17 protein-coding genes are annotated in these 24,180 nt (G+C 63.2%); all 17 read right to left on the reverse strand.

All coding sequences use genetic code 11. The features are described from left to right. Positions 1–4 precede the first annotated feature (4 nt). The 17 genes from NMA52_RS01765 to NMA52_RS01845 all read right to left on the reverse strand — a co-directional run bounded on the left by NMA52_RS01765 (position 5) and on the right by NMA52_RS01845 (position 23,930). Positions 5–3,301, reverse strand: coding sequence for a hypothetical protein (locus tag NMA52_RS01765; protein WP_254825911.1), 3,297 nt, complete (start codon positions 3,299–3,301; stop codon positions 5–7). Beyond that, a complete protein-coding gene (locus tag NMA52_RS01770; RefSeq protein WP_254825912.1) occupies positions 3,298–7,422 on the reverse strand; it encodes a hypothetical protein in 4,125 nt (1,374 codons plus the stop codon). Before NMA52_RS01770 ends, NMA52_RS01765 begins: the two co-directional genes overlap by 4 nt. A 7-nt stretch (positions 7,423–7,429) precedes the next feature. Further along, positions 7,430–7,843: a GPW/gp25 family protein gene (locus NMA52_RS01775; protein WP_254825913.1), complete on the reverse strand. Its 414-nt coding sequence runs from the start codon at positions 7,841–7,843 to the stop codon at positions 7,430–7,432. 7 nt (positions 7,844–7,850) lie between these two features. Further along, positions 7,851–8,147, reverse strand: coding sequence for a PAAR domain-containing protein (locus NMA52_RS01780; protein WP_254825914.1), 297 nt, complete (start codon positions 8,145–8,147; stop codon positions 7,851–7,853). 2 nt (positions 8,148–8,149) lie between these two features. After that, complete coding sequence (gene vgrG, locus NMA52_RS01785; RefSeq protein ID WP_254825915.1) at positions 8,150–9,868, reverse strand: type VI secretion system tip protein VgrG; 1,719 nt, start codon at positions 9,866–9,868, stop codon at positions 8,150–8,152. Beyond that, complete coding sequence (locus NMA52_RS01790) at positions 9,865–10,560, reverse strand: hypothetical protein (protein ID WP_254825916.1); 696 nt, start codon at positions 10,558–10,560, stop codon at positions 9,865–9,867. Before NMA52_RS01790 ends, vgrG begins: the two co-directional genes overlap by 4 nt. Before the next feature lie 3 nt (positions 10,561–10,563). Beyond that, positions 10,564–10,743: a DUF5908 family protein gene (locus NMA52_RS01795; RefSeq protein ID WP_254825917.1), complete on the reverse strand. Its 180-nt coding sequence runs from the start codon at positions 10,741–10,743 to the stop codon at positions 10,564–10,566. A gap of 10 nt (positions 10,744–10,753) precedes the next feature. Further along, a complete protein-coding gene (locus tag NMA52_RS01800) occupies positions 10,754–11,188 on the reverse strand; it encodes a phage tail protein (RefSeq protein WP_254825918.1) in 435 nt (144 codons plus the stop codon). A gap of 1 nt (position 11,189) precedes the next feature. Beyond that, complete coding sequence (locus NMA52_RS01805; protein WP_254825919.1) at positions 11,190–11,618, reverse strand: phage tail protein; 429 nt, start codon at positions 11,616–11,618, stop codon at positions 11,190–11,192. Between the two features lie 30 nt (positions 11,619–11,648). Continuing rightward, positions 11,649–13,361 (reverse strand): phage tail sheath C-terminal domain-containing protein, encoded by a 1,713-nt coding sequence (locus NMA52_RS01810; protein ID WP_254825920.1) that lies wholly within the window; start codon positions 13,359–13,361, stop codon positions 11,649–11,651. A 12-nt stretch (positions 13,362–13,373) separates the two neighbouring features. Then, complete coding sequence (locus tag NMA52_RS01815; protein WP_254825921.1) at positions 13,374–14,813, reverse strand: phage tail sheath C-terminal domain-containing protein; 1,440 nt, start codon at positions 14,811–14,813, stop codon at positions 13,374–13,376. A 6-nt stretch (positions 14,814–14,819) separates the two neighbouring features. Continuing rightward, a complete protein-coding gene (locus NMA52_RS01820) occupies positions 14,820–15,590 on the reverse strand; it encodes a hypothetical protein (protein ID WP_254825922.1) in 771 nt (256 codons plus the stop codon). 2 nt (positions 15,591–15,592) lie between these two features. Next, positions 15,593–16,231 (reverse strand): DUF4255 domain-containing protein, encoded by a 639-nt coding sequence (locus NMA52_RS01825; RefSeq protein WP_254825923.1) that lies wholly within the window; start codon positions 16,229–16,231, stop codon positions 15,593–15,595. Positions 16,232–16,333: 102 nt separating this feature from the next. Next, positions 16,334–16,957: a response regulator transcription factor gene (locus NMA52_RS18965; RefSeq protein WP_305884737.1), complete on the reverse strand. Its 624-nt coding sequence runs from the start codon at positions 16,955–16,957 to the stop codon at positions 16,334–16,336. Positions 16,958–17,136: 179 nt separating this feature from the next. Continuing rightward, positions 17,137–18,156, reverse strand: a complete 1,020-nt coding sequence (locus tag NMA52_RS01835; protein WP_254825924.1) for a Gfo/Idh/MocA family oxidoreductase — start codon at positions 18,154–18,156, stop codon at positions 17,137–17,139. A gap of 140 nt (positions 18,157–18,296) precedes the next feature. Further along, complete coding sequence (locus NMA52_RS19035) at positions 18,297–21,734, reverse strand: T9SS type A sorting domain-containing protein (RefSeq protein ID WP_254825925.1); 3,438 nt, start codon at positions 21,732–21,734, stop codon at positions 18,297–18,299. A gap of 831 nt (positions 21,735–22,565) precedes the next feature. Then, positions 22,566–23,930, reverse strand: a complete 1,365-nt coding sequence (locus NMA52_RS01845; RefSeq protein WP_254825926.1) for a T9SS type A sorting domain-containing protein — start codon at positions 23,928–23,930, stop codon at positions 22,566–22,568. Between the last annotated feature and the right edge of the window lie 250 nt (positions 23,931–24,180).

Below are 24,180 nucleotides of genomic sequence, written 5' to 3' on the forward strand. Positions count from 1 at the left end.
AGCTTTAGAGGGTCCCGAGGGTGGTTTGGTCCAGGCGTACGGGGTTTTCGTCGTCGCCATCATCGCAGTCGTGAAGGGTGGCGGTGGGATAGGCGCTGCGCAGGGACTGGAAGACGAGCAGCAGGCGGTGCAGGCGGGCGCTGACGTCGAGCCAGTCGGTGTAGAAGGGTTCGAGCAGATCGCGCAGCTCCGCGAGACGGGCGGCATCGGGTAGCCCCCAGGCGTTGAGTAGGGCGGGGTCGCGGGAGCCGATCTGATCCAGGGAAGCGGAGAATTCGGGCCACACGTCGTCCATTAGGGTCGTGGCGGCGGTGCCGGTGTCGGCGTCGGTGGCGACCAACTGCGCGACGTGCGACCGGTAAACCTCCCCGAAGTAGCCGAGCAGCAGGCGGGCCCGTTCGGTGGTGGCGCTGATGGGCAACCAGTCCAGTACGGCGGCCGTCAGTTCGTCGTTGAGTTCGGTCCAGGCGAAGGCGGCGTTGGCGGTGAGCCAGGGGCACCATTCGGCTTCGAAGCGGCTGAGTTGCCGCGCCAGTTCGTCGGGTACGGGGCAGCGGCAGCTGTTGAGGAGGTCTTCTAGCTCCTCGGGCGTGTATTCACTCTCCCCCTTGGCGTCGCTGATCCAGCAAATCTTGGGCAGGAGGTGGACGGGCGTTTCCCGGCGGATGAGCCGGTCGGCGTAGCGGCGCAGGTCCATATCCTCGCTGTAAGGTTCGACGTCGGCCGGCAGCAGGTAGGTGATCCGGAAGCTGTAGGGGTCTTCCATGCCGCGGTGATTGCAGTCCTCGGCCAGGCAGACTTCCATGAGCGCGTCGCCCGGAAATTTGGGGCGCAGCAGGATGTGTTCCACTACGAACAGGCGTTCCCGGGAGAGGCGTTCACGCAGGAAATCCGCCAGGGCATCCGCTCCCCCGCTGGCCTCCTCGATGCGCAATTCGATGGCATCCCAGGCCGCGACTTCCGCCTCGGTGGCGGAGGGGTACAGCTCGGGCAGGGGTTCGGCATCGATGAATACCGTGCCGTCGTCGGGGTGGGTGAGGGTGAACTCGACCGACCAGCCGTCCGGATTACGCTGTACGTCTAGTGTGAAGTACGCCCTCACGTCCTCCATACCCAACAGACGCCGCAGTCGTTCGCCCAGCCCGGCGCGGTTGCGGTAGCCGCAGACGGCCTCGCCGAGGCGGTAGTTGATGCCCGTTCCCCGGCGGGAGCTGATTTCGGGCAGGAAGCGGAGGAAACGGATCTTGTCCTGGATCAATTTGTCGGCGCCGTACATCCGCCGCGTCGACTGATCATGGATGAGCAGGGTATAGTCCTGCATCCGCTCCCCGAAACGGGCGAGCACGTGATCGAGGAACCGATTGCGACGATCGGTGAACTCCGCCTCCCCTTCGAGCAGATCGCCGAGGGTCGCCAGAAAAGTGGTAGGGTCGACCAGCAGATCGGTCAGGTGTTCCAGGGGCGCGTCGGTGGCGAAGAGATCGGGCAGTTGGTAACTGCGCTCCACGTTTTCGTCGGTGCTGAACAGTTCGCCGAAGTAGGTCAGTTGGTCCGCGGTGCTGGCCGTAATGATTTCGAAGGGAAGGAGGTAGGCCGCCAGTTGACGGGCCTGGGCACGCCGGAGGTCCGTCACACGATCGGGGAGACCGGCGTGACCGAGGCCGTAAATTTCCGGTAACGTCCGCTGCACCGGAAGGTAGGCGGGCGTTCCACGGTGAAGGCCGGTCGGGACGGGGTAATCGAGCTGACTTACGGGCAGGGCCAGGGCGCGGTCGGCGGCCCGCAGTTGGTTGAGTACGGCGGTTAGTTCGGCCCGGCGGGGGAGGAGGGGCAACCCGTCCTTGAACACCGAAACGGCACTGGCCGCGAGGTAAAGCGACGGGTAGTGGCCAGGGCTCACGTCGAAGCACCAGAGATCGGTCGTGGGGAGGGGGCGGCCTTCGGCGTCGTATACGGTGAAGTGCAAACCCTCGATCGCGGCGACCCCCGGAATGTCCATGAGTTCGTTGATCAGGTCGCTGACGTAAATGCGGGCGCGTAGTACCGCCCGGTCCAGATCTGCCTGCAGGATAAAGCCCTGCCGGAGGGCTGGCCCCTCGAAAATGCGTTCGCTGGTGTAGCCGGCGGCCTCGAGTTCGCCGAGGGTCCGGAAGGGTACGCCGGGATTGAGCTGCCGTTCCAGCGTACGGTAGAACCGGGCCAGGGTAGCTTCCACGTCGGCCGTCGGGTCGAGGTGAAGGTCGGCGCAGACGGACACGTCTTCCGCCCGGACGCGGTCGAAGCGGCAGTAGTCTTCGCCCACCTTACGATTGTCGTGGAGCAATTGCTCGGTGTCGGCTAGGGTGGCGGCGCGCGCCCGCAACTTGCGGTGGTAGGTATCGACGAGGTTGCTCGCCAGGAGCAGGGTGGTGAGGGTGGGGCCGTCGGTGCCGGCCGGCAGCGGCTCGCGTTGCCACAAGCGTAGGGTCGCTTCGGGCAGGGTGAGGGCGATGGTCTGGGTGCCGACCTGAATGGTGAGGGAGAGATCGAGGAAAAAGATGTCGCGCAGGCCCCGGCGCAGGTCCTCCGAGTCGACGGGCTCGGCGAGGGTCCGGTCGCGACTGAAGCGGTCGATCGTAAAGCCGGTCAGACTGGCCTCCGGGTCGCCGGCCAGCCGGTAGGCTTCGGGGGAGAGGTCGCGCCAGTCGGGGAAGCGGAGTTCAGCATCGATGGCGACCGGGGCCTCGGTTCCGTTGGGGAGCAACAACTGGCCGTCCACGCGGTCGGTGTTCAGGTTGCCCAGTTCGGTGTCGGGAGCGAATTGAATCAGGACGTCGGTGAACCCCCTGACGATTACCGGTGCCTCGTGCTGACCCGGGTAGCGCTGGGGAAGGATACGCCAGCGGGGGGCAAAGGCCAGTTCGCCATCCTTACATTCGGGGTAGAGGACGGGGCCGCAGGCGCACTGTTTGCAGGTGACCCAGGCGTTGCTGAGGCCGAGACTGTCGATCAGCAGCCGGCGAAAATCGTCGTTGGTTACCGGCGCGTTGGTCAGGATGCGGCGGGCGGTGAAAAAGGGTTGGCGGTAGTCGATGCCCCCGCCCGCGTCGGTTAGGAGGTCGGCCACGTCGAACTCCCCCCGGTAGCCGATTTCGGCCAGGGCGTCGGTGAGGTGCTCCAGCAGGGTGATGCCGGGGTCGTGGGCGTTGTAGTCCGTCCAGCGCGTGCTGGCGAGTTGTTCCACCGCCGCGTACCCCTGTCCACGGAGGGCGAAGTAGTCGGCCGCGGCCGTCGGTTGCTTGCGGGGGTCGATTACGTTCATTGGATGGGGGGATTGTCCGTGATGGTCACGCTTGTCCGGCGGGGCGTCCGGCGGGGCGGCTGGCATACTTCGGCCGGACCCGTGTCGGGATCGGCGTAGACGGTCGTCAACAGGTGAGTGGGGGCCGAAGCCAGCACGCTCACCAGCTTGGTGGAGCGCAGCCGCTCCGCCCCGTTCTGGGCCGGATCACCGAGGTGCAACAGCACGAGGTTCTTGACGAAGTTGACGTAGGGGAGCTCCTCCAAAAAGTTTACCACTCCCGACTGGTGCACCTCCGCGGCGAAGTCGATGCCCTGCAGGCCGCCGTCGTGCCAGGGAGAGATGTAGTCAATGAGATCCGACTGAATCTGGGTTTCGGCCCAGCTAATGTCGGTCCCCTCGTGGTAATTAATGTCGGCCCGTACCCGCACCTCCTCGAAGAGTGGATTGCGTACGTGCAGGGTGGCGTGGCAGCTAATCCGTGCCCGCAGGAAGTCGGTGATGCCCTCGCGGGTGCTCAGACTCACGTAGGGGCGCAGGCCCGAACTCGCGGTGGTGCCCATGGGGAGCACGGTGAAGTGGCCGGCCCGCAGTTCGTGGTAGGTGTAGGTGCCGGCTACCGCCCCCGGCTCGAATTCGACGTGCTGAAGGCAAATGACCCGTTCCACTTCGGGGAAAGCTCCGAGCACCAGGTGCTCCACGTCCCACTCGGTGATGGCCCGGTCCTTATGTCGCAGCCGCTCGCTCAGTCGGGTGAAGTAGGCGTCCCGGCTTTCCGGCGCGGCGCCGTGAAAGGTGGGGTAGGGCTGAGCCACGGTCTTGATGCCGGGCAGGGGGTGCACGAGTTTGGCGATGGTGCCCGCGGGTAGGGGGATATCGGTCGCGGTCTGAGCACCACTGAAGGACTGTACCACTTCCACCCCGTGGGCGTGTACCCCCCGCAGGAGATTTACCGCGTCAATCTTCTCTTCTACGCTGATCCGTACCCACTGGAGCGCGTCGCCGAAGCGGGTATTTTGCGGGCGGATGCCGGCGGGCAGGTCGAGACGTACGAGCCCGGAGCGCAGTAGTCCTTCGGTTCCGTCCGCCACCTTATCCGTCGGGAAGATCACCCACTGGTTATTACTCAGGTAGTGCCACCGGAGGTGGTCCTCGGGCTTTTCCAGCAGGGGGTCGGCGGTGCCTTCCACGATCTGTAATAACAGCGAAAGTTGGGATCCGGGGGTCCACTGCTCGATGCCTAAGTACAGCGCTCCCGCGTCCGCGCCTACCGCCGTTCCGGATTGCGGCAGCGGAGTAGGCAACACGGGGTGGGATCCCGCGGCGGCCAGGGGATCGGAACCGAAGGGGGTCAGGTGAAACAATTCGTGCATGCCCTCCTGGGCGGCGAGTACGCTCGCGGCGGCCAGATCCACGGTGTAGTCCAGCGTAAGTTCCGCGAACAGGGGATTGAAGGGAACGGCGGGGGCGCCGGAAGAATTCGCGACCAGCACGGCCGAGGAGGCGGTGGATACGTTGCCGAGCAGCGGGGCCAGGGTGTTGTCGACGGTGCTGCGGTAATCGTCGATGGCGGCCGGAATGGCTTCGGCCAGGGTTTCCAGCGCACCGGGAGCCCCGGCGTTGAGGTCCTCTACGAGCTCCCCGAGCTTTTGTTTGAGGAGCTCGACGGAGGCGGGTAGGCTGCTCACCAGATTGTCGATGTCCGTAGCCGACATCGCACTGCCGGGCAGGCCGGCCACGAAGGTGATGAGGGGCTGCAGCGATCCGGCTACGGCATCCGAGAAAGCCTGGGAGGAGTTGGTGATGGTCTGGGAGAGGGCGGTGTACACCGTGCCGGAGAAGTTTTCGATGGCCTGGGCCGCCGAGGCGGAAAAGGCCAGCTGGGCCTGGTTGGTTGCCTGGTAGAAAGTGGCCGCCTCCTGGGCGATGCTCTGTACGATGCCCAGATTTGCCGTTTCCCCGGCTGCCTTCCCCGCCGCCCACTCGGCGAGTTCCGTGGGGTAGTCGGCATGCCCCCAGTCGCTCAGCAGCTTCAGCCGCGCATAGCCCCGCGCATCCCCCGCCCGGTAGGGACGATCGTCCCGGTTCGTGGGGGCGGTGGCGTGGTCCGCCCCGATGGTCAGGGAGAGAGACCCGCCGTTCAGGCTTACGGCACCACCACCCACCGGCTGGAAGCTGCCGTGCGTCAGCAGGGCGGCGTCGGCGGTTACGTTGCCGGAACCCGCGGGGTCGGCCCAGCTCCAGTGGAAGGTGGCGGCGGTAAGTGGTTTCTGGAAGGCCTCGGCGTTTCCGATCGTCAGGATATCGCCCTTCCGCGGAAGCGGACCGAAGGGGTGGAAGGGTTTGGCCGGGTCGATGCCGCCCGCGCTTCCCGACAGGGCCAGTTGGCGGATTCCCGTGATTACCAGGCCGATACCGATGCCGCTGAAGTTGCGTCCGAACAGCTGGCGATTCACCTGCGGCGTGTGCGATTCCTGGGCCAGCTCGAGCCGTACTACGGGTTGCCGGGTACTGAGCCCCTGCTGGTGAATCTCTTCCGTATAGGGTACCACGGCCGGCGCATCGAAGGAGAGCGTGACCGTAGCTTCGGTGCCGGAGAGCAGGGTCGTCGTTTCGTGCCAGCCCTCCGCGGTCGTTAGATACACCCGCAGCGTAACCCCCGGTGCCGGCAGGCCGGCCATATTTCGGAACCGGAACGTAATGATCCGCTCACCTTCCCGCAGCAACAAATAGGGTGAAGCAATGGCGATTCCCAGTCGTGCGGCGGGCGCTCCGGCTACGAGGTGACCATCCGTCACGCTGCGGTGGCCGAAGGGGTAGAACCCCTCCTGATCCTCGGGGAGGTCCGTTTCCCCCAGGCCGTCGGCACTGTCCACGACGGTAGCGGCGTAGTACCGGCTGCCTTCCGCGGAGGAGAATACCTTCCGGTTCTCCCCGGGGAAATCATACACCGTCGGGTCGTCCGCCACCCGCAGTACGGCCCGTTTTTCTTTAATAACGGCCTCGCTGACCGTCACGGCTTCTTCACTCAGGAATATGCGCTCCCCCCCCGCCACCGGGTCCTTGCCCCCGCGGAAGGCGGTTCCCACGGGCAGGTAGGTGGATGGCAAATTTTTGCGTGCTTCCAGGTAGAGCAGGGCACGGGGTGGCCGGGCGGCGGCGGGCAGGGTGCGCAGGACCCGCTGGTAGTAGAACGAAAGGTGGCGGTCCGTAAGCCCGTTCAGCATGTCCCGTTGCGCTTCCCGAACCCGCAGGAAAGCCAGGAGCAGGGCCAGGTGGGGAGCGTGGTGGGGGTCGGTCTGCAGTCGCTGCCATTCGGATTGGGCGGCGGAGCGCAGGTGCAATGCCGCACTGACGAAAGCCTCGTAAATCCCGTGAAAGAATACGTGGCCCACGGCGTGCAGGATCTGGTCCTCGGCATCGGTCGTGCTGGGAGTGTCTCCGTAGACCACCTCGTCCGTACCCACCTCGGCGAGGTAATCGGTCCAGGAGAGGCCACCGGTCCAGCGGGCGCTCAGGGTAGGCGATCCGTCAATCACGTCCTGGGTGGCGAAGAGTTGTCCGCCCGCGGCGTAGGCGTCGCGGAGGTAGTCCGGCACCTCGTCCGGCCCGAATCCCGAAAAGTAGATCGCCGCCCCGGCCCGGTGGTAGGCGAACCAGCGGCGCAGGGCGGGGGCGAGTTGGTGAGTGATGAGGGCTTCGGCGCGCTCGCGCAGCGGCGTGCCGGAGGGTAGGCGGTCGGTAAGTCGGTCCAGGTTGACGGCCGCCGAGGTCAGGAGATCGAACAGGCTATCGAATAGCTGTTCCACGTCGATGGTGCCCTGCCGGTCCTCGATGAGTTCCCGGTGTTCGGCCAGCCGCTGCCCGAGTCGCTCAATCGGCCAGGTGATCAGGCGGGCGGCGGCCACGGCCCCCTGTTTGTCGTAGAAGGGGGCCCAGTTGCCTTCCACCGCGTCCAAAGCATTGACGTAGTTCAGTTGGCGTGCCAGTCGCCGCACGAATTCCACCCAGGTGGTATCCGCCTTTTCGTCCACCCGCACGTAGGCTTCCGCCAGGGCGGCGGGCAGCCGCGCACCCCGGAACGTGCCGTCGGGAAGGAGCGGGCGGGGATTGCGGGTCGGGTCGGTGGCGGTGAGGGGCATAGCGGGATCAGATCTGTTCGATGAGGCTGCCTTCCTCCAGGTAGAAGGGGTACACGAAGTTGTGGCGGGTGTTGTTGGCCCGGATCCGGTAGTCGACGACGAGTTCTACCCTCCCTTCGGTAAGGAAAGCGGTATCGAGGGCCAATTTTTCGACCAGAATGCGGGGCTCGTACTGCAGCAGGGCGATACGGATGCGGTCGAAAAATTCCGTCTGGGTGGTAGTGTCCATACCGGCGAAGAGAAGATCCTGAAAGGCCGCGCCGAAGTCGGGACGCATGGCCCGTTCCCCGGGTAGGGTGCCGACGAGGATGCGCAGGCTTTCGGCAACGTCCCGGGGGCCGCTACTCATGTGCACGTCGCCGGTGACCCGCGAAAATTCGGGGGGGAAGCTCCAGCCGGTACCGAGGTATTCCTGATTCATGGTGGGATCAATTGATGAGTACGGTGGGTAGACCCAGGGTAATGCTGCCGCCGTGGGCCGTGGTGTCTCCCTGGCGGGCGGCGGGCGTTCCGCCGATGAGCACGGTACCCGAACCCGTGGCTACGGAGTCGGGAGGTCCGACGCAAATGCAGGTGTCGCCGACTACGGCCGCTGGCATGCCGCCGATGAGTACGGTCGGTTTGCCCGGTCCGGCGATGGGGCCCCCGACGTGGGGTACGGGCGGGGTGCCCGGCGTGGAAAGCGGGCAGGTATGGAGGTCTCCGAGGCGGGCGGCGGGGGGCATGGTCAGTTGATTTGTACGAGTGAACCCTTGAGGGTGAGAGTGGCTCCGGCTTCGAAGGAGCCGGTTGCCGTGCTGTTGACTTCCACGGAGGCTCCATCGACCTTCACCGAGCCGGTCGCCTTCAGCGTGAGGTCGCTGGCGCTCTCAATGGTGATACCGGAGGAGCCGAGTTCGATCTTGTTGCCGTGCTGATCCTTGAGGGTGATGGTACCGTCCTTTCCCACCAGTTGGAGGCTGTCGCCGGAGGGGGTTTCCAGCAGGGCGGATTTGTCTTCGTCGTTGAAGGCCAGCCGCAGCCCCCCGCGACTGACGTAGCCCGTTTCCGAGTTTTCCTCGGTGGGCGGGAAGGGGGCGGGCGCGGCCGAGGAATGAAGTCCCCCCAGAATGACGGGATAGCGGGGGTCGGCGTGCAGAAACCCGACCACCACCTCGTCGCCCACGGCGGGGCGGAAGGTGAGGCCCGCGTCGTTGCCCCCGAGACCGGTCGCCAGACGGGCCCAGTTTCCGGCCCCCTCGGGGGCGGTGGCGGGCAGCAACACCTGGATGCGTTCTTCTCCGGCCGGGTCCTCGTGGACCTGAACGATGGTAGCGATGTGGAGGCCGCTGGTGGCGGGTAGCAGTCCCCCCGCGGGCGGGGCGCTCACCGGAAACCGCTCGGTAAAGCGTTCGGGCTGCAACCCGACTTGGGCCGTGGTGATCCACTCGCCCGCGCTGAGTTCGTGACGGAGTCCGCTCACGAAGACGCTTCCGTTGTACACCTCTCCGAGGCTGTCGAGCTTGACGGTGTCGCCCACGGCCACGTCCGTAGTACCCTGAAAGCGCACCGTGCCCCGTACCCGGCCAAGCGCGCTGAACCGGGCCGTGGCGGCCGACCAGTGGATCAACTCTCCCGGCTCCACGCCCCCGCCGTGCACCTGGCGGTACGGCGATTGCTCGTGCACCTCCGCCAGGGCCGGCGTAGCGTAAGTGCCCGTAGTTGCCGTGAAGGGGCTGTCTTCCTCTACCGCCTCTCCGTCCGCGGACCGCCAGGCGTAGCTCCTGACTTCCGCGAATTGCCCGCGGGCGTCTACCTCCGCGTCGAAGGCCATCAGGTTGGCGCCGTACTCCAGGTGCAGCGCGGGGGTATCGGTAAGTTCGGGCTCCACGATCCGAACGTGACCGTTTTCCACGATGACCACCAGGCCGTTCGCTTCGGCCCGGCTGACGATGAAGTCCCAGTCGGTACAGAGGTGCTGGGTAAGTTCGGGAACGATCTCTCCGGTATCGGCCACGTCGGCGGTCAGACCGGCATTCGTGATCAGGGTCTCCAGCGCGTCGGAATCCTTCTGGTCGGTGAAGTAGCGGGACTGGCGGTTGATGGTCATCCGAAAGGCCGCGTCCTTACAGGTGACGGTGAGCAGACTGCGGTCGCCGCGCAGCCGGATCCGCTGGCCGGTAATTATGCCCGAGAACACCCGTACGTTCGTGCCCTGATACCCCAGTTCGAGTTCGATCTTTTTACCCGGATCGAAGGTGCCGCTTTCACTCAGCGGAAAAGTCTGGTCGGGAAGGCTTCCGTCCTGTAGGATAAGGGTGGCGCTGGGAATCCGGTTCACCTCCAGATCGAGCACGATGGACAGCAGAGGCAGCCCCGGACCGAGGTCGGTTCCGTCGCTCAGGACCGAAAAACTCACCGCGGTAGGGGGCGCGATGGTAGGGATCAGGCGATCGGTGAGGCTCATTCGGCGGGAATTTTGACGGGGGGGAAGGCCAGCTCCCGGCCCACCCGCAGGCTGCGGTAAGTGTCCAGGCGATTAAAGTCCGCGACGGCCTGGACGTGGTCGAGGTTGCCGTATACCTGCTGGCAGAGGTTGGCGAGGGTATCCCCGGCAACCACGACGCGGCGGTGGGTGAGGTCGGGGGAGAGGAGATTGTTGATCAGGTCGCCGAGCTTGTCGGAGAAGCTGCCCTTAAAACTGACCTCGGCCACGGCCCGCACCGGTCGTCCGTCGGGGGTGAAGAGCTTGAAGGTGAAGTTGACCGCCGTGACCCGCCCCTTGAAGATCATGGTGCCCCAGATAAGGGTGAAGTGCCGCATGTCGTGGGTATCGGACTCTACGGACAGGAGGAACTTTTTGAACAGCTCCGTTTCCGCGACGACGTCGGGCCGGGCGATTCCGTCGAGGATGCCGGTGGCGTCGAAGATCAGGGTGCAGCCGAAGGTGCCGGGGGGTGTCTTTTTGTACTTGAGGGTGTTGGTGCTTTCACTGCCGTCCTCGGCGCGGACGGTTTCGTCGACCTCATACTCGATCGCGTGTTCCATGGCGTAGGTCTCGGGGTTGACCAGCACCGGGAAGGCGGGCGGGATCGCCGGCTGCTTGCGGTCGGCGTCCTTAAAGGCCAGGATCTTCATCTTTTCGAGGGGGCCGAGCATGATCTAGCGTTCGTTTTTGCGGTGAAGAATGGCCAGGGCCTGTTCGACGGCCTCCCGTACCAGGGCATCCTGCCCACTCTGCTGGGCCTGCGCCCGCTCCTCCGGGCGGAGGCGGGTAACGGGCGGCTGCCGTTCTTCATTCGCCTTGACGGCGACGATTAATTCTCTGATGACGATGGGCACGGAGGGTGGATTAAAGGGGGTGAAAGGTGCGGTAGCCGAGTTCGAGGGTTTCAATGACCAGGGCGTTCTCCTCGGCGTTGAAATCGGAGAAATTCCACTTCTTGGGCCAGGCCCAGTCGACCTGCCAGCTGCGCAGGGGTTCGCCCGCCGGGTCGAGGAGGTGAATGGTGACGTCGGTGGGGGCGAAAAGCCGGTCGAAGAAGGCGCGGGTGCACCACCGGGTCAGGGCGGAGTTAGGGGTGAGCGCGCGCTTCAGGACCAGGTCGGTATACTGGGTGCGGACCGGCAGTACGTGCTCGAAGCGGTTTTCGCCCCCCTCCACGATCGTTTCGGTGGTGTACTCCACGTTCAGTCCGCTCACGCTCTGAAAGCGGACGTCCTCGTCTCCCCGGTCGAAGCCGAAGTGTACGCTGAAGTGAAAGCCGAGGGCGGGGGGAGCAGCCATGTCAGACCAGTTGGGAGATGCCCTCGGTGGCGACCTCGATCGTCTCGATGGCCACTTCGTTGGCGTCGGCCTTCATTTCCGATGGGGTGTACTTGACCACGAAGCAGTTCAGGGCCCGCCAGGTCATGACGGGTTCCAGCTCATCGTTGAGGAGCTTGATGGTCAGGTCCCGCCGCTCGGTCGCGTTGAACTGGTGGCTATTGAACCACTGGTAGAAGTCGGCATCCGGAGCGATGGTGCCGCGCTTGAGGGTGATGTTGTTGTAGGTGAGCATGCCCGGCATCTTTTGCTTCGACGCGACGGGACTAGCACCCTCGCGGTACTCGATCACTTCGGTACTCGACTCCAGGCCGGTCACTTCCGTGAAGCCGACGCGCTCGCCGCCCCACTCGAGGAGGAAGCTGAATTTCAGTAGGGGTAGATTTGCCATGGTGGAGGATTAGATGGGTGGAGGAGTGGATTAGCTCTGGGCCTGCTGCTGGCTGAAGCGGAGGATGATGAACTCGGCGGGCCGGACCGGAGCGAGACTGATCTCGACGATCATGCGGCCGTTGGTGACGTCGTCGGCGCTCATGGTCTGACCCAGGCCGATGGCCACCCGGTAGGCGTCTTCGGCACGGGCACCCTGCAGGGCTCCGGCGCGCCACTGGAGGTTGAGGAAGTTTTCGATCATTCCCCGGACCCGCAGCCAGGTATTGGCGTCGTTGGGCTCGAAGACGAAGGCCTCGGAAGCTTTCTTGATGCTCTCCTCCAGGAAAATGAGGAGCCGTCGTACGTTGATGTACTTGTATTCCCCGTCGTTACCGGCCAGGGTGCGGGCACCGAAGATCAGGGTTCCCTTACCAGGAAAGGCGCGGATGGCGTTGATGCTCTTGCCGGTAGTGTGTACGTTCAGGTTTTCGAGCTGGGACTGCGTATAGCGTACTTCGGGGCCGAGTACGCGCAGGATACTCTCGTTGGCGGGAGCCTTCCAGACGCCCCGCGCCGCATCCACGCGGGCGTAGACGCCGGCCACCGCTCCGCTGGGGGGGTGGAAGGTGATGTCGGTTTCGATGCCGTTAGCGACCGTCCCGTAGGTGGGGAAGATGCGCCGCAGGTTGGCGTCCGGATCGAAGGCGGTAACCAGAACGGCGTGGTAGGCGTCGAAGGCGTCGCTCAGATCCGTGAGGGTGTTGGCGTCCGTCGGGTCGTAGGCCGCGATGGCGGTATCCAGGTCGGGGCGGGCGGCGGTGACTTCCGGCGGGAGGGGGGTCACGGGTGGTGCCGCCTCGAAATCGTCGAGGGCGGTCGTCAGGTCGCCGGCGTCGGCGGGGGTGTTGGTCTGGATGTCGCGGTGGGCGGCACCGATGCGGCCGATCCGCATGAAGGCCAGGATATCGGGGTCGTCGTTGTGCAAACTGGTGTGGTCGAAACCGGACAGGGTGCTCCCGTCGGCCAGCACGATGTCGATGTTTTCGAGGAGTCCGTAATCGACCGGATGGAGCAGGTTGGTGCGCAACCAAGGGGTGTACACGGCACCGTAGCTCAGTTGATTGACGCCGATCGCGTCGCGGAAATTTTGTCCCGGAGCTTCGCTGGGCGGTCCGGTCCGGGCGGTCGTGTCTGCGCGGATCAGGTCGCAGATCGTGAAGCGGTCCTGTAGGTCGCCGCACTGCAGCAGGGCCGCTTTCTGGACGTCGGTCAGGGCGGTCGCGTCGGTGGCCGCCATATCGGGGAAGAGCAGCAGGGTAGGTTCGTCGACCTTCGCGATGGCTTCCAGGGCGCGGCCGGCGTCGGTGAAGTCGGTGTCCAGGATCTCCGCGTCGCCGGTACCGGTAAAGGTGTAACCACCGGTAGACACGACGTAGCAGTCTCCACCGCCGTTGGCATAGAATAGGCGGATGGCGTCGTACAGATAGTAGCGTACCTCGAGATCGGAACTGACGAAGGCCCCACTCGCATCGAGGGTGACGGTGGACACGGCCGCGGGAGGGCCGAAGCCGAAGATCGCCTCGTATTCGAGTTGACTACCGATGCGGATGGGTTGATCAACGAGCGTATCTCCGGCGGTATTGGTGGTGAACTGGGTATAGCCGAGGAAGGCGGGGATGGCCGTCTCGACGGCGGCGACCGAGGGGGGGAGGGTCGTAATCTCCTGGACGTAAACGCCCGGTACTTTCAGATTAGCAAGCATGAGGCGGGCGATTTAGCTGGTGGGTAGATGTTGCATGAAGCGGAGGATGATGAATTCGGCGGGGCGGACGGGCGCCAGGGCGATGGTGACGATCATGCGTCCCTCGATGACGTCCTGGGGCGTCATGGTCCGGCCGAGTCCGACGGCTACGCGGAAGGCATGTTCTTGTTTAGCTCCCTGGAGGGCACCGTCGCGCCACAGCAGGGTCAGGAAGTTTTCGATCATGGCCTGTACCCGTACCCAGGTGTTGGCGTCGTTGGGTTCGAAGACGAAAGCCTGGATCGCCAGCTGAATCGACTCCTCGAGCATATTCATCAGGCGGCGTACGGAGATGTACTTGTACTCCCCGTCATTTCCGGCCAGCGTGCGGGCCCCGTAGACCAGGATGCCCCGCCCGGTGAACTTCCGGATGGCGTTGATCGATTTTCCGGAGATGGTGTCGACGTTCAGGTCGCCGAGCTCCGACTGGGTGAAGACCGCGGTGAGGTCGTCGGCCCCCGCCACGCTGACGTTCGCCGGTGCTTTCCACACGCCGCGGGTGCTGTCCACGAAGGCGTACAGCCCCGCTACGGCGCCGCTGGGCGGGGTGGCCAGCGGGGTGTCGTTCAGGCCGCGGAGGAGGCTGCGGAAGGTGGCGGACTGCTGGTAGAGGTTCGCTTCCGCGACCGCCCGGGCCGCCGCGTCCGCCGCTCCGGTCACGGCCGTGAGTAGGGGTTGCTCGCTGGCCAGCATGGCATTTTGCAGGGTTTGCGCGGCTCCCGCGTCCCCGACCGAAAAAACCGCCCCCGCGTTGGCGAGAAAGAGGGCGTCGTAGGGTTTAGGCAGGCTGGTGACGAGCCAGGGAGTATAGGCGGCGCCGTAGCTGAGTCCCACGGTACCGGTGTTGTCGCGGAAGTCCTGGCCGTCCAGGGCGTCGGCGGGAAGATCGAGGATGGCTACCCGGTCCATGCGTTCCTGGCAGTGTTGGAGGGCCCGATCGTGTACCCCGTAGAGCTGGTTGGGGGCCCCGGTGAGGGAGGCGGCATCGGGAAACAGCACCATGGTGGGTTCGGTCCAGCTCAGCAGGGCATCGATGCCGGCGAAAAAATCGGCCTGTTGCGGAGTAGCGCCGGCCGCGAGGAGGTTGCCGACGGGCACGATGTAGCAGTCGCCGCCCCCGTTGGCGTAGAAGAGTTGGATGGCGGGGTAGAGGTAGAACGACTGGCTCAGGCCGGCACGTACGAACTGAAGATTCTCGTCCAGGACGACCGTGTTGATCGTGGGCGACAACCCGCGCCCGAACAGGGTTTCGAACTCCAGGAGCGAGCCGATGCGGACCGGCTCGTTCGCCGCGCCCGGCCGGCGGGTAGTGTAGCCGATGAAGGCCGGTAGGGCCGTTTCGACGGCGGCCACGGAGGGCGGGAAGGTGGTGATTTCCTCGACGTAGACGCCGGGACGACGGTAATTGGCCATGTCAGCTTAGGGATTAGAGGATTGGAAACGCAGGTCATAGGCGGCCCCGGACCAGTCGGCCAGCCGCAGATCGATGACTCCCAGCAGGGCGGGGTCCCGGCGGAAGCCGACCAGCAGGTTCACGTTGGTGATATTGGGGCCGGTGAAGCGGTAGAGGCCGGCCGGCAGGTCGGACAGGTCGAGTGTGTACGTGGTGGGATCGGGTGCCGCGCCCGCTACGTCGACCGTGCGCAGGACCGGATTGCCGGCGAGGAGGGGATCACGGACCAGCACCTGTCCGTCGGTGCCGGCCGTCACCTGGGGGAGGCGGACGTGGGTGGATTGGCTATCGACGTAGTGCACCGACCGTAGGTTTCCTCCGGTGAGTTCGAAGGTCGGGGACGCGGGAGCGGTCGCATTAGTGAGGTGGAACAGCCGACCTTCCAAGGTGGTTACGCCGAAATCAGTCGTCGCCGCGAACCGGGGATCGCGGAGGTAAACACCGAGTTGCAGCCGTACGGCGGGGTCGGTTTCCGCGTAGGTATCCTTCGCCAGCATCCAGCCCCCGAAGGTGGAGGTCTTCCACTGGAGACCGCGGCGCGTCAGGGTGGCTTCTCCGGCGGGCGTGGGGCGTACGTCGAGGAGGGTACGCACATCGTAACTCAGGTAATCGTTCCGTTCGCTGACGCTCAGGGGATCCGTAGCCGCCACGGGTACGAGGGAGGCGACGGCCCCGAGGTAATCGGGGTGCCAGCAGCGCAGGGTGAGGAGTTTTTGGTAGCCGATGCGGAATCCCATGGTCAGTTGATGGTTTCGTTGAGGACGATCTCCGTGACGGGCGGCCCGGTGCGGTCTTCGTCCGGCAGCAGCTCGATGTTGGCGGTCTGTACCAGGTAGAGTGCCGACGGCAACTGCTTCCCGCCGAGCATGCTCCACAGGTGGTTATGCTCCTCGAAGGTGGGGGAGAGGAGGCTGAACTTGAGGCGTTGGTCGCCGTAGACGCCCCCGGCGGGCCAGGGGACGATGCCGTCGTCGGTCAGTTTGTTTTGGTGCTGAAAGACGGCCATCACGTTGGCCAGGAGCGTGAGTGCGTTGGCGTAGTTGTTGTGGTTGGCGGTGATGAGCACGTAGAGGTTCACGCCTACCGGAGGGTTGCGGTAGAGAATGCCGGTGGAGTCATCGGCGGCCAGGGGGTTGGCGCGATAGTTGCGCTGATTTTTGCGACTGGGGTCCTCCTCCGTCCGCACCAGCGTGAGTACGATGGAATCCGTCAGCGGCTGCTCCTGGTCGTTACCGTCGATGCCCGGAAGCTCGGGTCGGCCGATATTGCCGACGACGGTGCGGTTCAGGGCGGTGGTCTGGATTTCCTCGAGGCGATCCTGAAGAAAGCCCCGGATCGCCATCAGCAGATCGGATACATTGTCTTGGACGCGCGGCATCGGGGAATGGGTGAGTGGTTTACCCTAAAATTCCGCTCGCTACGCTTTCGTTACATCCCGGTTTTCCATGATTTTTAAAATTCATGGAAAACCCTTCCCCTCCTATACGGCGCAGAGTTCACGGCGCATGGCTTCGCGGACGATGCCGGCGGTATTGCGTGCCCCGAGTTTTTGCATGAGGTGGGAGCGGTGCGTTTCCACGGTACAGCGACCGATGAAGAGCTTACCCGCGATCTCCTCCGTTGTGTACTCCTGCACGATGAGCTCGAGCACCTGCCGCTCCCGTTTGGTGAGGGGATCGACGAAGGCTTCGGTGCCGTGCCTGAGCTCGCGGTTGAGCCAGGCCGATTGTAGAATGGGATCCACGAAGCGACGGCCGGACACCACCTCGCGCACCGCCTGCTCCAGTTGGGCGGGGGAAGCACTTTTGAGTAAATAGCCGCATAGGCCGGCGGAGAGTAAGCGCTTGAGCAATCGCATGGAGATCGGGCCCCCTACCACCAGGCCGTGGCCCTCGGCCACGTAGTGGGTAAGGGATTCCAGCTCCCGCAGGGCCGGCCGCTTACGGGCAACGGCAATGATCAGATCGGGGGCCGAGGAGCAACGGGAAGGGGATTCTCCCCGGGGCAAGACCGTGACGGTGCAGTCGGAAAACAGATTTTTCAGTTCGCTGATCATTCCGGATCGGTAGATGGGCGATCCACCCGTGAGTGAGATGTCAAACATGACACGAAATTTGGTGGAGTGGGATGGGTTTGCAAAGGTGTCGGTGCGGCGTAATGGTGTTGTAACTTACAACAAAAGCCGCGAAGCCCCGCGCTAATTCGACAAAGAAATTGTCGCTGCTGCTACCCACCTTCGTTACGCGCGCACCCTGGTTAAGTGCACCTTCCCTCGCTCCCGCTTCACGCGGAAACCGCCTCGATAATTTCCAGTTGTGCCACGACGTCATCCAGGGGGACGGCGGGCGCGGCGTTCTCGGTGATCACCCGGTACAGGTTGTCGAATAGGCCCATCCAGTGGCCGGACAGGGTGTCGACGGGGCCGCGTACGGTGAGCCCACCCACTTCGGTGTGGAGCATTCCGCGCTGTTCCGTCGGCTCACCCCCGAAGCCCGCCGCTCCGGGGCTTAGTCCCGCGCGCAACTGATCTTCCTGCACGTCGATACCGTACTTCACGTAACTCCCCCGCCGCCCGTGCAGGGTGTACCGGGGGGTGGGCTCACGGACGAGCAGACTACACGACAGGTTGACGTGGAGTGGTGCCGCGTACCGTAGTTGCAGGCGGAAGGCATCGGGGATGGTGGAGTCGTCGCGCTCCGTCCACGTCCGGCCACTCACCTCCTCCGGACGGCCGAACAGACAGATCGCCTGATCCAGGATGTGGGCACCGAGATCGTAAAGCATGCCGGCACCGGGACCCGGCTTTTCCTTCCAGGGCTTCGTGTTCGGTTCCGGCTTCCAGCGGTCATACCGGGCCTCGTAGTTGACCAGCTCTCCGAGCGAATCCCCGCCGAGCAGTTGCCGGACCGTAAGGAAGTCACTGTCCCAGCGCCGGTTCTGAAAGACGTACAGACACCGTCCCTTTGCCGCGGCCAGGTCGCGCAGTTCCCGGACTTGGGCGGCGGTGGCGCAGGCGGGCTTATCCACCAGTACGTGCTTGCCGGCCTCCAGGGCGGCTCGCGCCAGTTCGTAGTGGGTCGCGTTTGGCGTGGCAATGCTCACCAGATCGATGTCGGGGTCTTCCAGCACCGTTTCCGCGCGGTCGGTGGGCTCCAACCCGGGAAATACTTCCGCGAGCTCAGCGGCCCGGCTGGTCATGACCCGACCCACCCGGAACCCCGGATGAGCACGGTAAAAGGGAGACTGAAGGTAGCGCCCGGAAAGGCCGAAGCCAAGCAGGCCGACGGTGATGGAAGGTTGCATGCGGGGGTGTTTCCCGGCTAAGATAACCGCACCGGCATAATGCGGACTTCAACCGCGAGCAACGACCGTACACCCACAAAAAGCCCCCCCTTGTACCGTGGTGCAAGGGGGGGCGCAGTGATTGATCCGTCTTACGGGAGTTAACGCTCCACCCGCAGGAAGGAATGAGCACTTCGCCGTCCTACCGCGGGAGTGAGGATCACCCGGTAGTGACCTCCGGGAAGATTGCCTACGTTCAATTCTACCTGGTTGTCGCCGGGTAGGGCGTGGACCACGCGATTACTGATTCTTCTGCCCAGTGCATCGACGACTTCCAGCATAATCCGCTGATCGCTCGTCGAACCAAAGCGCACGGTCAGGAGGTCGCGGGCCGGATTGGGGTACAGGCTGACCCTGGCCCGGGCGACGACCGTATGGACCGTAATGACCTGGGTACACGAATCGAGGTATTCGCAGGAGTCGCTTGCCACCCAGGTCCGGGTCAGCGTATAGGTTCCGTTTTCGTCCGGATCGCTCTGCGATTCTCCCCGGTAAATCGGTTCCACAACCGAGCCGCATACCTCCCGGATCATCGGCGTAGCAACGGGAGGTACATCGTTCGGACTCTGCACCGTAGTATCCGGGGGACACATGACGAATATCGGCGATAGGGTATCGGTGATCCGGATGATCTGGTCGTAACTGCTGGAGTTGCCACAGCTGTCCGTGAAGGTCCAGGCGCGAAGAATCGTGAAGCGATTCACGCAGAAACTGTCCGGAATCACTACCTCGCTCGGGGCTACCGAGAAGGTGCTATCGCAGTTGTCCACGGCGGTCAGTAGTTGGGCCGGGGGCAGATCTTCGGCGCACTCCACTACGGTGTCGCGGGGTATGGGATCGATCAGCACGGGGGCCAGGGTGTCGAGCACGTTTATGGTCTGGGTGACACTCGTGTCGTTGCCGCAACCGTCCCTGAAGGTCCAGGTACGCAGGAGGGTGAAATCGTTGGGACACGTTCCCTGCCGGAGGGTATCTACGGATGGCGTTGCGATGATGAGACCGGCGCAATTGTCCGTAGCGACGAGGGTGTCGAAATGGAGGGAATCCGGTACGTCATTTCTGCACAGTAGTGATAGGTCCTCCGGTGCCTCAGGCGGTACCGGGGCGGTCCGGTCCATCACGGTGATTCGCTGGCTGACTCTGGAGAAGTTGCCACAGCCGTCCGTAAAGGTCCAGGTGCGGATCCGGGTAAAGTTATTCGCGCAAACACCCGGAAAATCGATATCCGCCGGGACGCCAAGAATCAGACCGTCGCAGTTGTCCTGCGCGAAGAGTGGTGGGGCGACCGGGATGTCGATGGCGCATTCCACTACGATGTCGGCGGGCGCCGGGGGGGGTGCCGGCGCGGCATTATCGGATACCTGAATAACCTGCCGGGCGACGGATCGGTTGCCACAGCGGTCCGTGAAGGTCCAGGTACGAATGCGGATGAAGTTATTCGGACACCTACCCGGCACGTCGAAGTCCACTGGGGCGGCAAAGACCAGGCCGTCACAGTTATCGAAGGCGAAAAGCCCCGCGGCCGCGGGGATGTCCTTTGCGCACTCCACGTTGACGAAGGGGGCCACGGCGGGCGGAACCGGAGCGGTACGATCAAAGACGGTGATCCTCTGGCTTACTTCGGAACTGTTGCCACACTGGTCCGTAAAGGTCCAGGTACGGATGCGGGTGAAGCGGTTCGGGCAGATGCCGGGTATATCCCGGTCGAAGGGAACGCCCGCGATATTCCCGTCGCAGTTGTCCTGAGCGACGAGCATCGCCGGGGCGGGAATGTCGATCGCGCATTCCACTACGATATCACCGGGTGCCTGCGGCGGAACCGGATCGGTCAAGTCGAACACGAAGAAAAACTGGAAGATGCTTTCGCTGTTGCCGCAGTCATCCGTGAAGGTCCACGTGCGAATGCGCAGCAGGTCATTCGGACAATCGCCGAAGTAATCCTCATCAACGGCGACACCCGCGACCGTACCGTCGCAGTTGTCCTGGGCGGTTAGGTTCACCGGGGCGGGGATGTCATCCACGCAATCCAAAAACAGCGAAGCCGGCGCGGCGGGCGGCACCGGAGCTTCATCGTCGAATACGGTGATGCGTTGACTGACCTCCGCGCTGTTGCCGCAGCCGTCCTCGAAGGTCCAGGTACGGACCCGGGTAAAGCTATGGGCACAACCGCCCGGAATATCCCTGACCGACGGGCTTACCGTGATCTCGCCGTCGCAGTTGTCGGTGGCGGTTAAGGGGATAGCGCCGGGAATATCATCCGCGCACGCTACGGTGGTATCGGCGGGCGGCGGGGGTGGTACGGGTGCCAGGCTATCCCGCACGACGACGTTCTGGATGACGCTGGCGGAATTACCGCAGCTATCCGTGAAAGTCCACTTATAGACCAGCGTGACGTCGTTTTTGCATTTTCCGTCCATTTCCGTTACCGACGGAGTGGCCATGATCAGGCTGTCGCAGTTGTCCGTGGCGGTAAGTACCCGAAGACTTAGGGAGTCCGGCACCTCGTCCCTGCACACAAACTGGAGGTCACCGGGTGGGGCTTCCGGCGCGGGTGGGGTGGTGTCGAGTACAGTGATGGTCTGAGTGACGCTGGTGTCGTTGCCGCAACTGTCCGCGAAGGTCCAGGTACGCAGGATTTTGAAGTCATTCGGGCAAATACCATTCTTAATGGTATCCAAAGCAGGTACGGCTTTGATCACGCCGTCGTCGCAATTGTCCGTGGCGGTCAGCGTATCGGGACCGAAAGATTCCGGGAGTTCCTTCCTGCACTGAAACGTGAGGTCGTCGGGTGCCGGATCGGGTACCGGGGGGCTGGTGTCCGCTACCTTGATGGTTTGGGTGTATGATTTCGAATTGCCGCAGACATCCGTGAAAGTCCAGGTGCGTAGGATCGTATACTGATTTATGCATAGGCTATCCACGATTTTGTCCGGATCGGGTTCCACCGTGATCTCGGGGTCGGACGCACAATTATCCTCGGCCGTCAGCGACATTCCCGCCGGCACGTCGTCGGCGCACTCCACTATGGTATCCTGAGGTACCGAGCCGATCAATTCGGGGGGGACGGTATCCAGTACGGTGAACGTTTGCGTAACGCTGTCACTATTGCCGCAGGCATCCGTGAAGGTCCAGGTCCGGTATATGATATAATCGTTTACGCAATCTCCGCTCTCTACCCTGATGGTCGGATTGGCGGTGATGAATCCATCGCAGTTATCCTGGGCCGTTAGCGTTCTGTTGATGAGCCGGATCGGTGCGTCCTCAATGCAACTGTAGGTCGAGTCGGGCTGCACGTAAGGCATGTCCGGAGGGATGGTATCCTTTACGGTAATTATTTGCGTAATACTTGCGCTGTTGCCGCAGCTGTCGGTGAAGGTCCAGGTGCGTGTCCGGGTAAAGGAGTGCTCACACGGGCTGCTCGGAGTATCCTGATCGGTCGGGCTTACCGTTATCCCGCCGTCGCAATTGTCCTGAGCGGTCAACAACTCCGGGGAGGGGATATCGTCCGCACACTGCACGAGGGTATCCTTTGGCGCCACGGGCGGCACGGGGGCTATTTTGTCATCTTTTTGCGTGATTGTCTGAGTGCATGTCGTAGTGAGTCCATCGGAGTTGGTGCCCGACCACTTGCGCGATATAATCCGGCTACATTCCGTAACGGTTATCTCGTCTTCGTAGGTAAAATTACCGTCGTCGCAGTCGTGATTGAACCATGGCCTACCCGTTCGCGAAGGGTTCGTAGAGGTGTTACAATCGATCACGATGTCCGGTGGGCAACTGATGATACAGGTTACCTCCGCCTCCGTACTAACCGGCAGCGTAACCGTGGGAGAGTGCGGGCTGGAAGGGAGGATAGCGGACGTGGCGCCGGGGCGCCCGACCGTAGTTGTCGCTAGTACGATCAACGAGAGTAACCCCATCCGCGACAGCCCACGGAGGAGCCTGTTTTTAACGGACGGACGGTAAAGCCGAATCGAGTAGAAGTTGTCCATAGCAATGTGTTTTAGCAAGTGACAGAGTCCGCTTCCCGGTGCCGGACCAGGGCCACCACGGGTGGGTCCGGCCGTCAGCGGCAGCACGGGAGGAAAAAATTCTAATTCGGGGGGGTGAGGATCTAACGGGTGTAAGGGGGGCGGGGCGGTACGGCTTTATAATATAAGTGTTATAACTTGTTATTGAAAGGATAGGAAAGCTTTTTTTTCGATCACTATGCATTTTATGTCCTTTATCGTCCGGTCACGCATAAGCCTGTGGGGTGGGTCGTACTTACGGGGCGGCGGCGCGCGGGAGCCGGCTATCCCAAAACAAAGACCCCCCATCCGCCGCGGCGGATGGGGGGTCTTCAGCAAGCCCTACGGGACCGGATCAGCTTACCGCTGCATCCGCAGGAAGGGGTAAACGGTCCGCTGTCCCTCCGTGGGGGTGAGGATCACCCGGTACAAACCGGCGGGCAGGTCCGCGACGTTCAATTCGATCCGGTTACCGCCGGGGATCACCTCTACGGCGCGCGTTAGCTTAGTACGGCCTACCGCGTCGATGACCTGCAGGTCAACCCGCTGCTCGCTGGCGGAAGTAAGTCCCAGCGTCAGTTGTTCGCGGGTGGGGTTGGGGAAGACGCTTACCTCCGAAATACCCTCCGTGAGGGAGCCGGGGGTGCCGACGTTGACCTTACCGCTGCGCCCGCGGTACTTCTGCCCGGTGCTCGTACTGGTGCTAAGGGCCGTAGGCTCACCTTCCTCGCAGCTGCCGTCCATCTGCAGGCCCAGGAAGTCCAGACCGGTCTGATTACCGGCCTTGATCTTCACGTCGGTGACGTGCTCCCGGAGGTCACCCTTCAGGAGGTAGCTGAAGGTGATGCACTTGTTGGGATCCTTCTTCATGACGCCATCCGCAAAGCCTTCGAACTGGACGTCGTAGCGGCCGTCGCAGCGACCGGTCCTGTTGTTGATCTCCACTTTAAGGCCCCTCAGGCTCGACGAGCTTTCCAGCAGATACTCCTTCGGCATATTGCAGGGGATGGAGAAGCGGATATTGGAAATGTCCTTACAGTTTCTCCCGATCAGACACAGCTCGTAGGTGAAGCGGGTCGTATTCCTTTCCTCGTTGTACTCCATCGCGTACTCCAGGGAGTAGCAATCGTTGGTGAGCTTCTTCTTGACGGTAATCTTCTGCTTACACACCGCCTCATTACCACATTCGTCTACGGCGGTCCACATCCGGGTGATGGTGTAGCTTTCGGGTCCGCAGGATTCGTCGATGGTTTCTCCGTTGTAGGTCACTACGACCCCCGGACCCGCGGTCGGATTTGCCACCGGGGGAATTTCCGCTGCGCTGTTCACGGTAACGTCAGCCGGGCAGTCCTCGAATGCGGGGGGCGTATTGTTCGTATCATCATTCCTGAAGTAGATGATCTGGGTGCAGGTGCTGGGGCCATAGCTAGGGTCGAAACCCGAAAACTCCCGGTAGATTACTTTAGAGTAACCGGGTAGGGAGCCAACTACGTCGACATAGGTATAGTCCCCAGGGCCCGGATTCGGGATTGCGCAGACCGGTTCGAAGTACGGGCGTCCGGTTATGCCCGGATCAGAATTAGCGCCGCAGTCCAGCATGATATTGGGCGGGCATTTAATAAAGCAGGTGAAGTCCGCGGAGGCCAGCAGCCCTCCGGAGAGGAGGAAGCACAGCAGCGCCGTGGCAAGGGCTTTGCCGGTGAGTGATGAGTAGAAGTTTCGCATGGCAGGTTTGTTAATAGTGTTCGAAAAACTGATGAAGGCAACGCGCACGCGGAAACCGGCCGATGACTCGGCGGATGTATGGGTTCGGTGCGGTTGCTTGGGTAGGAGGGGTGTGAACGGGGTTCCGGTAGTGCAGTCGCCCGCAGGCGATAAATCAGCTATGGTGTGCCTTCCGGTGGAGGGGTGTAATCAGCTTCCTTAAATTACGTGTAAATCGGCTCAGTTCAAAATGTTAGGAGATAAATTAATG

This window comes from Lewinella sp. JB7 (assembly GCF_024297185.1).
Taxonomy (GTDB): Bacteria; Bacteroidota; Bacteroidia; order Chitinophagales; family Saprospiraceae; genus Neolewinella.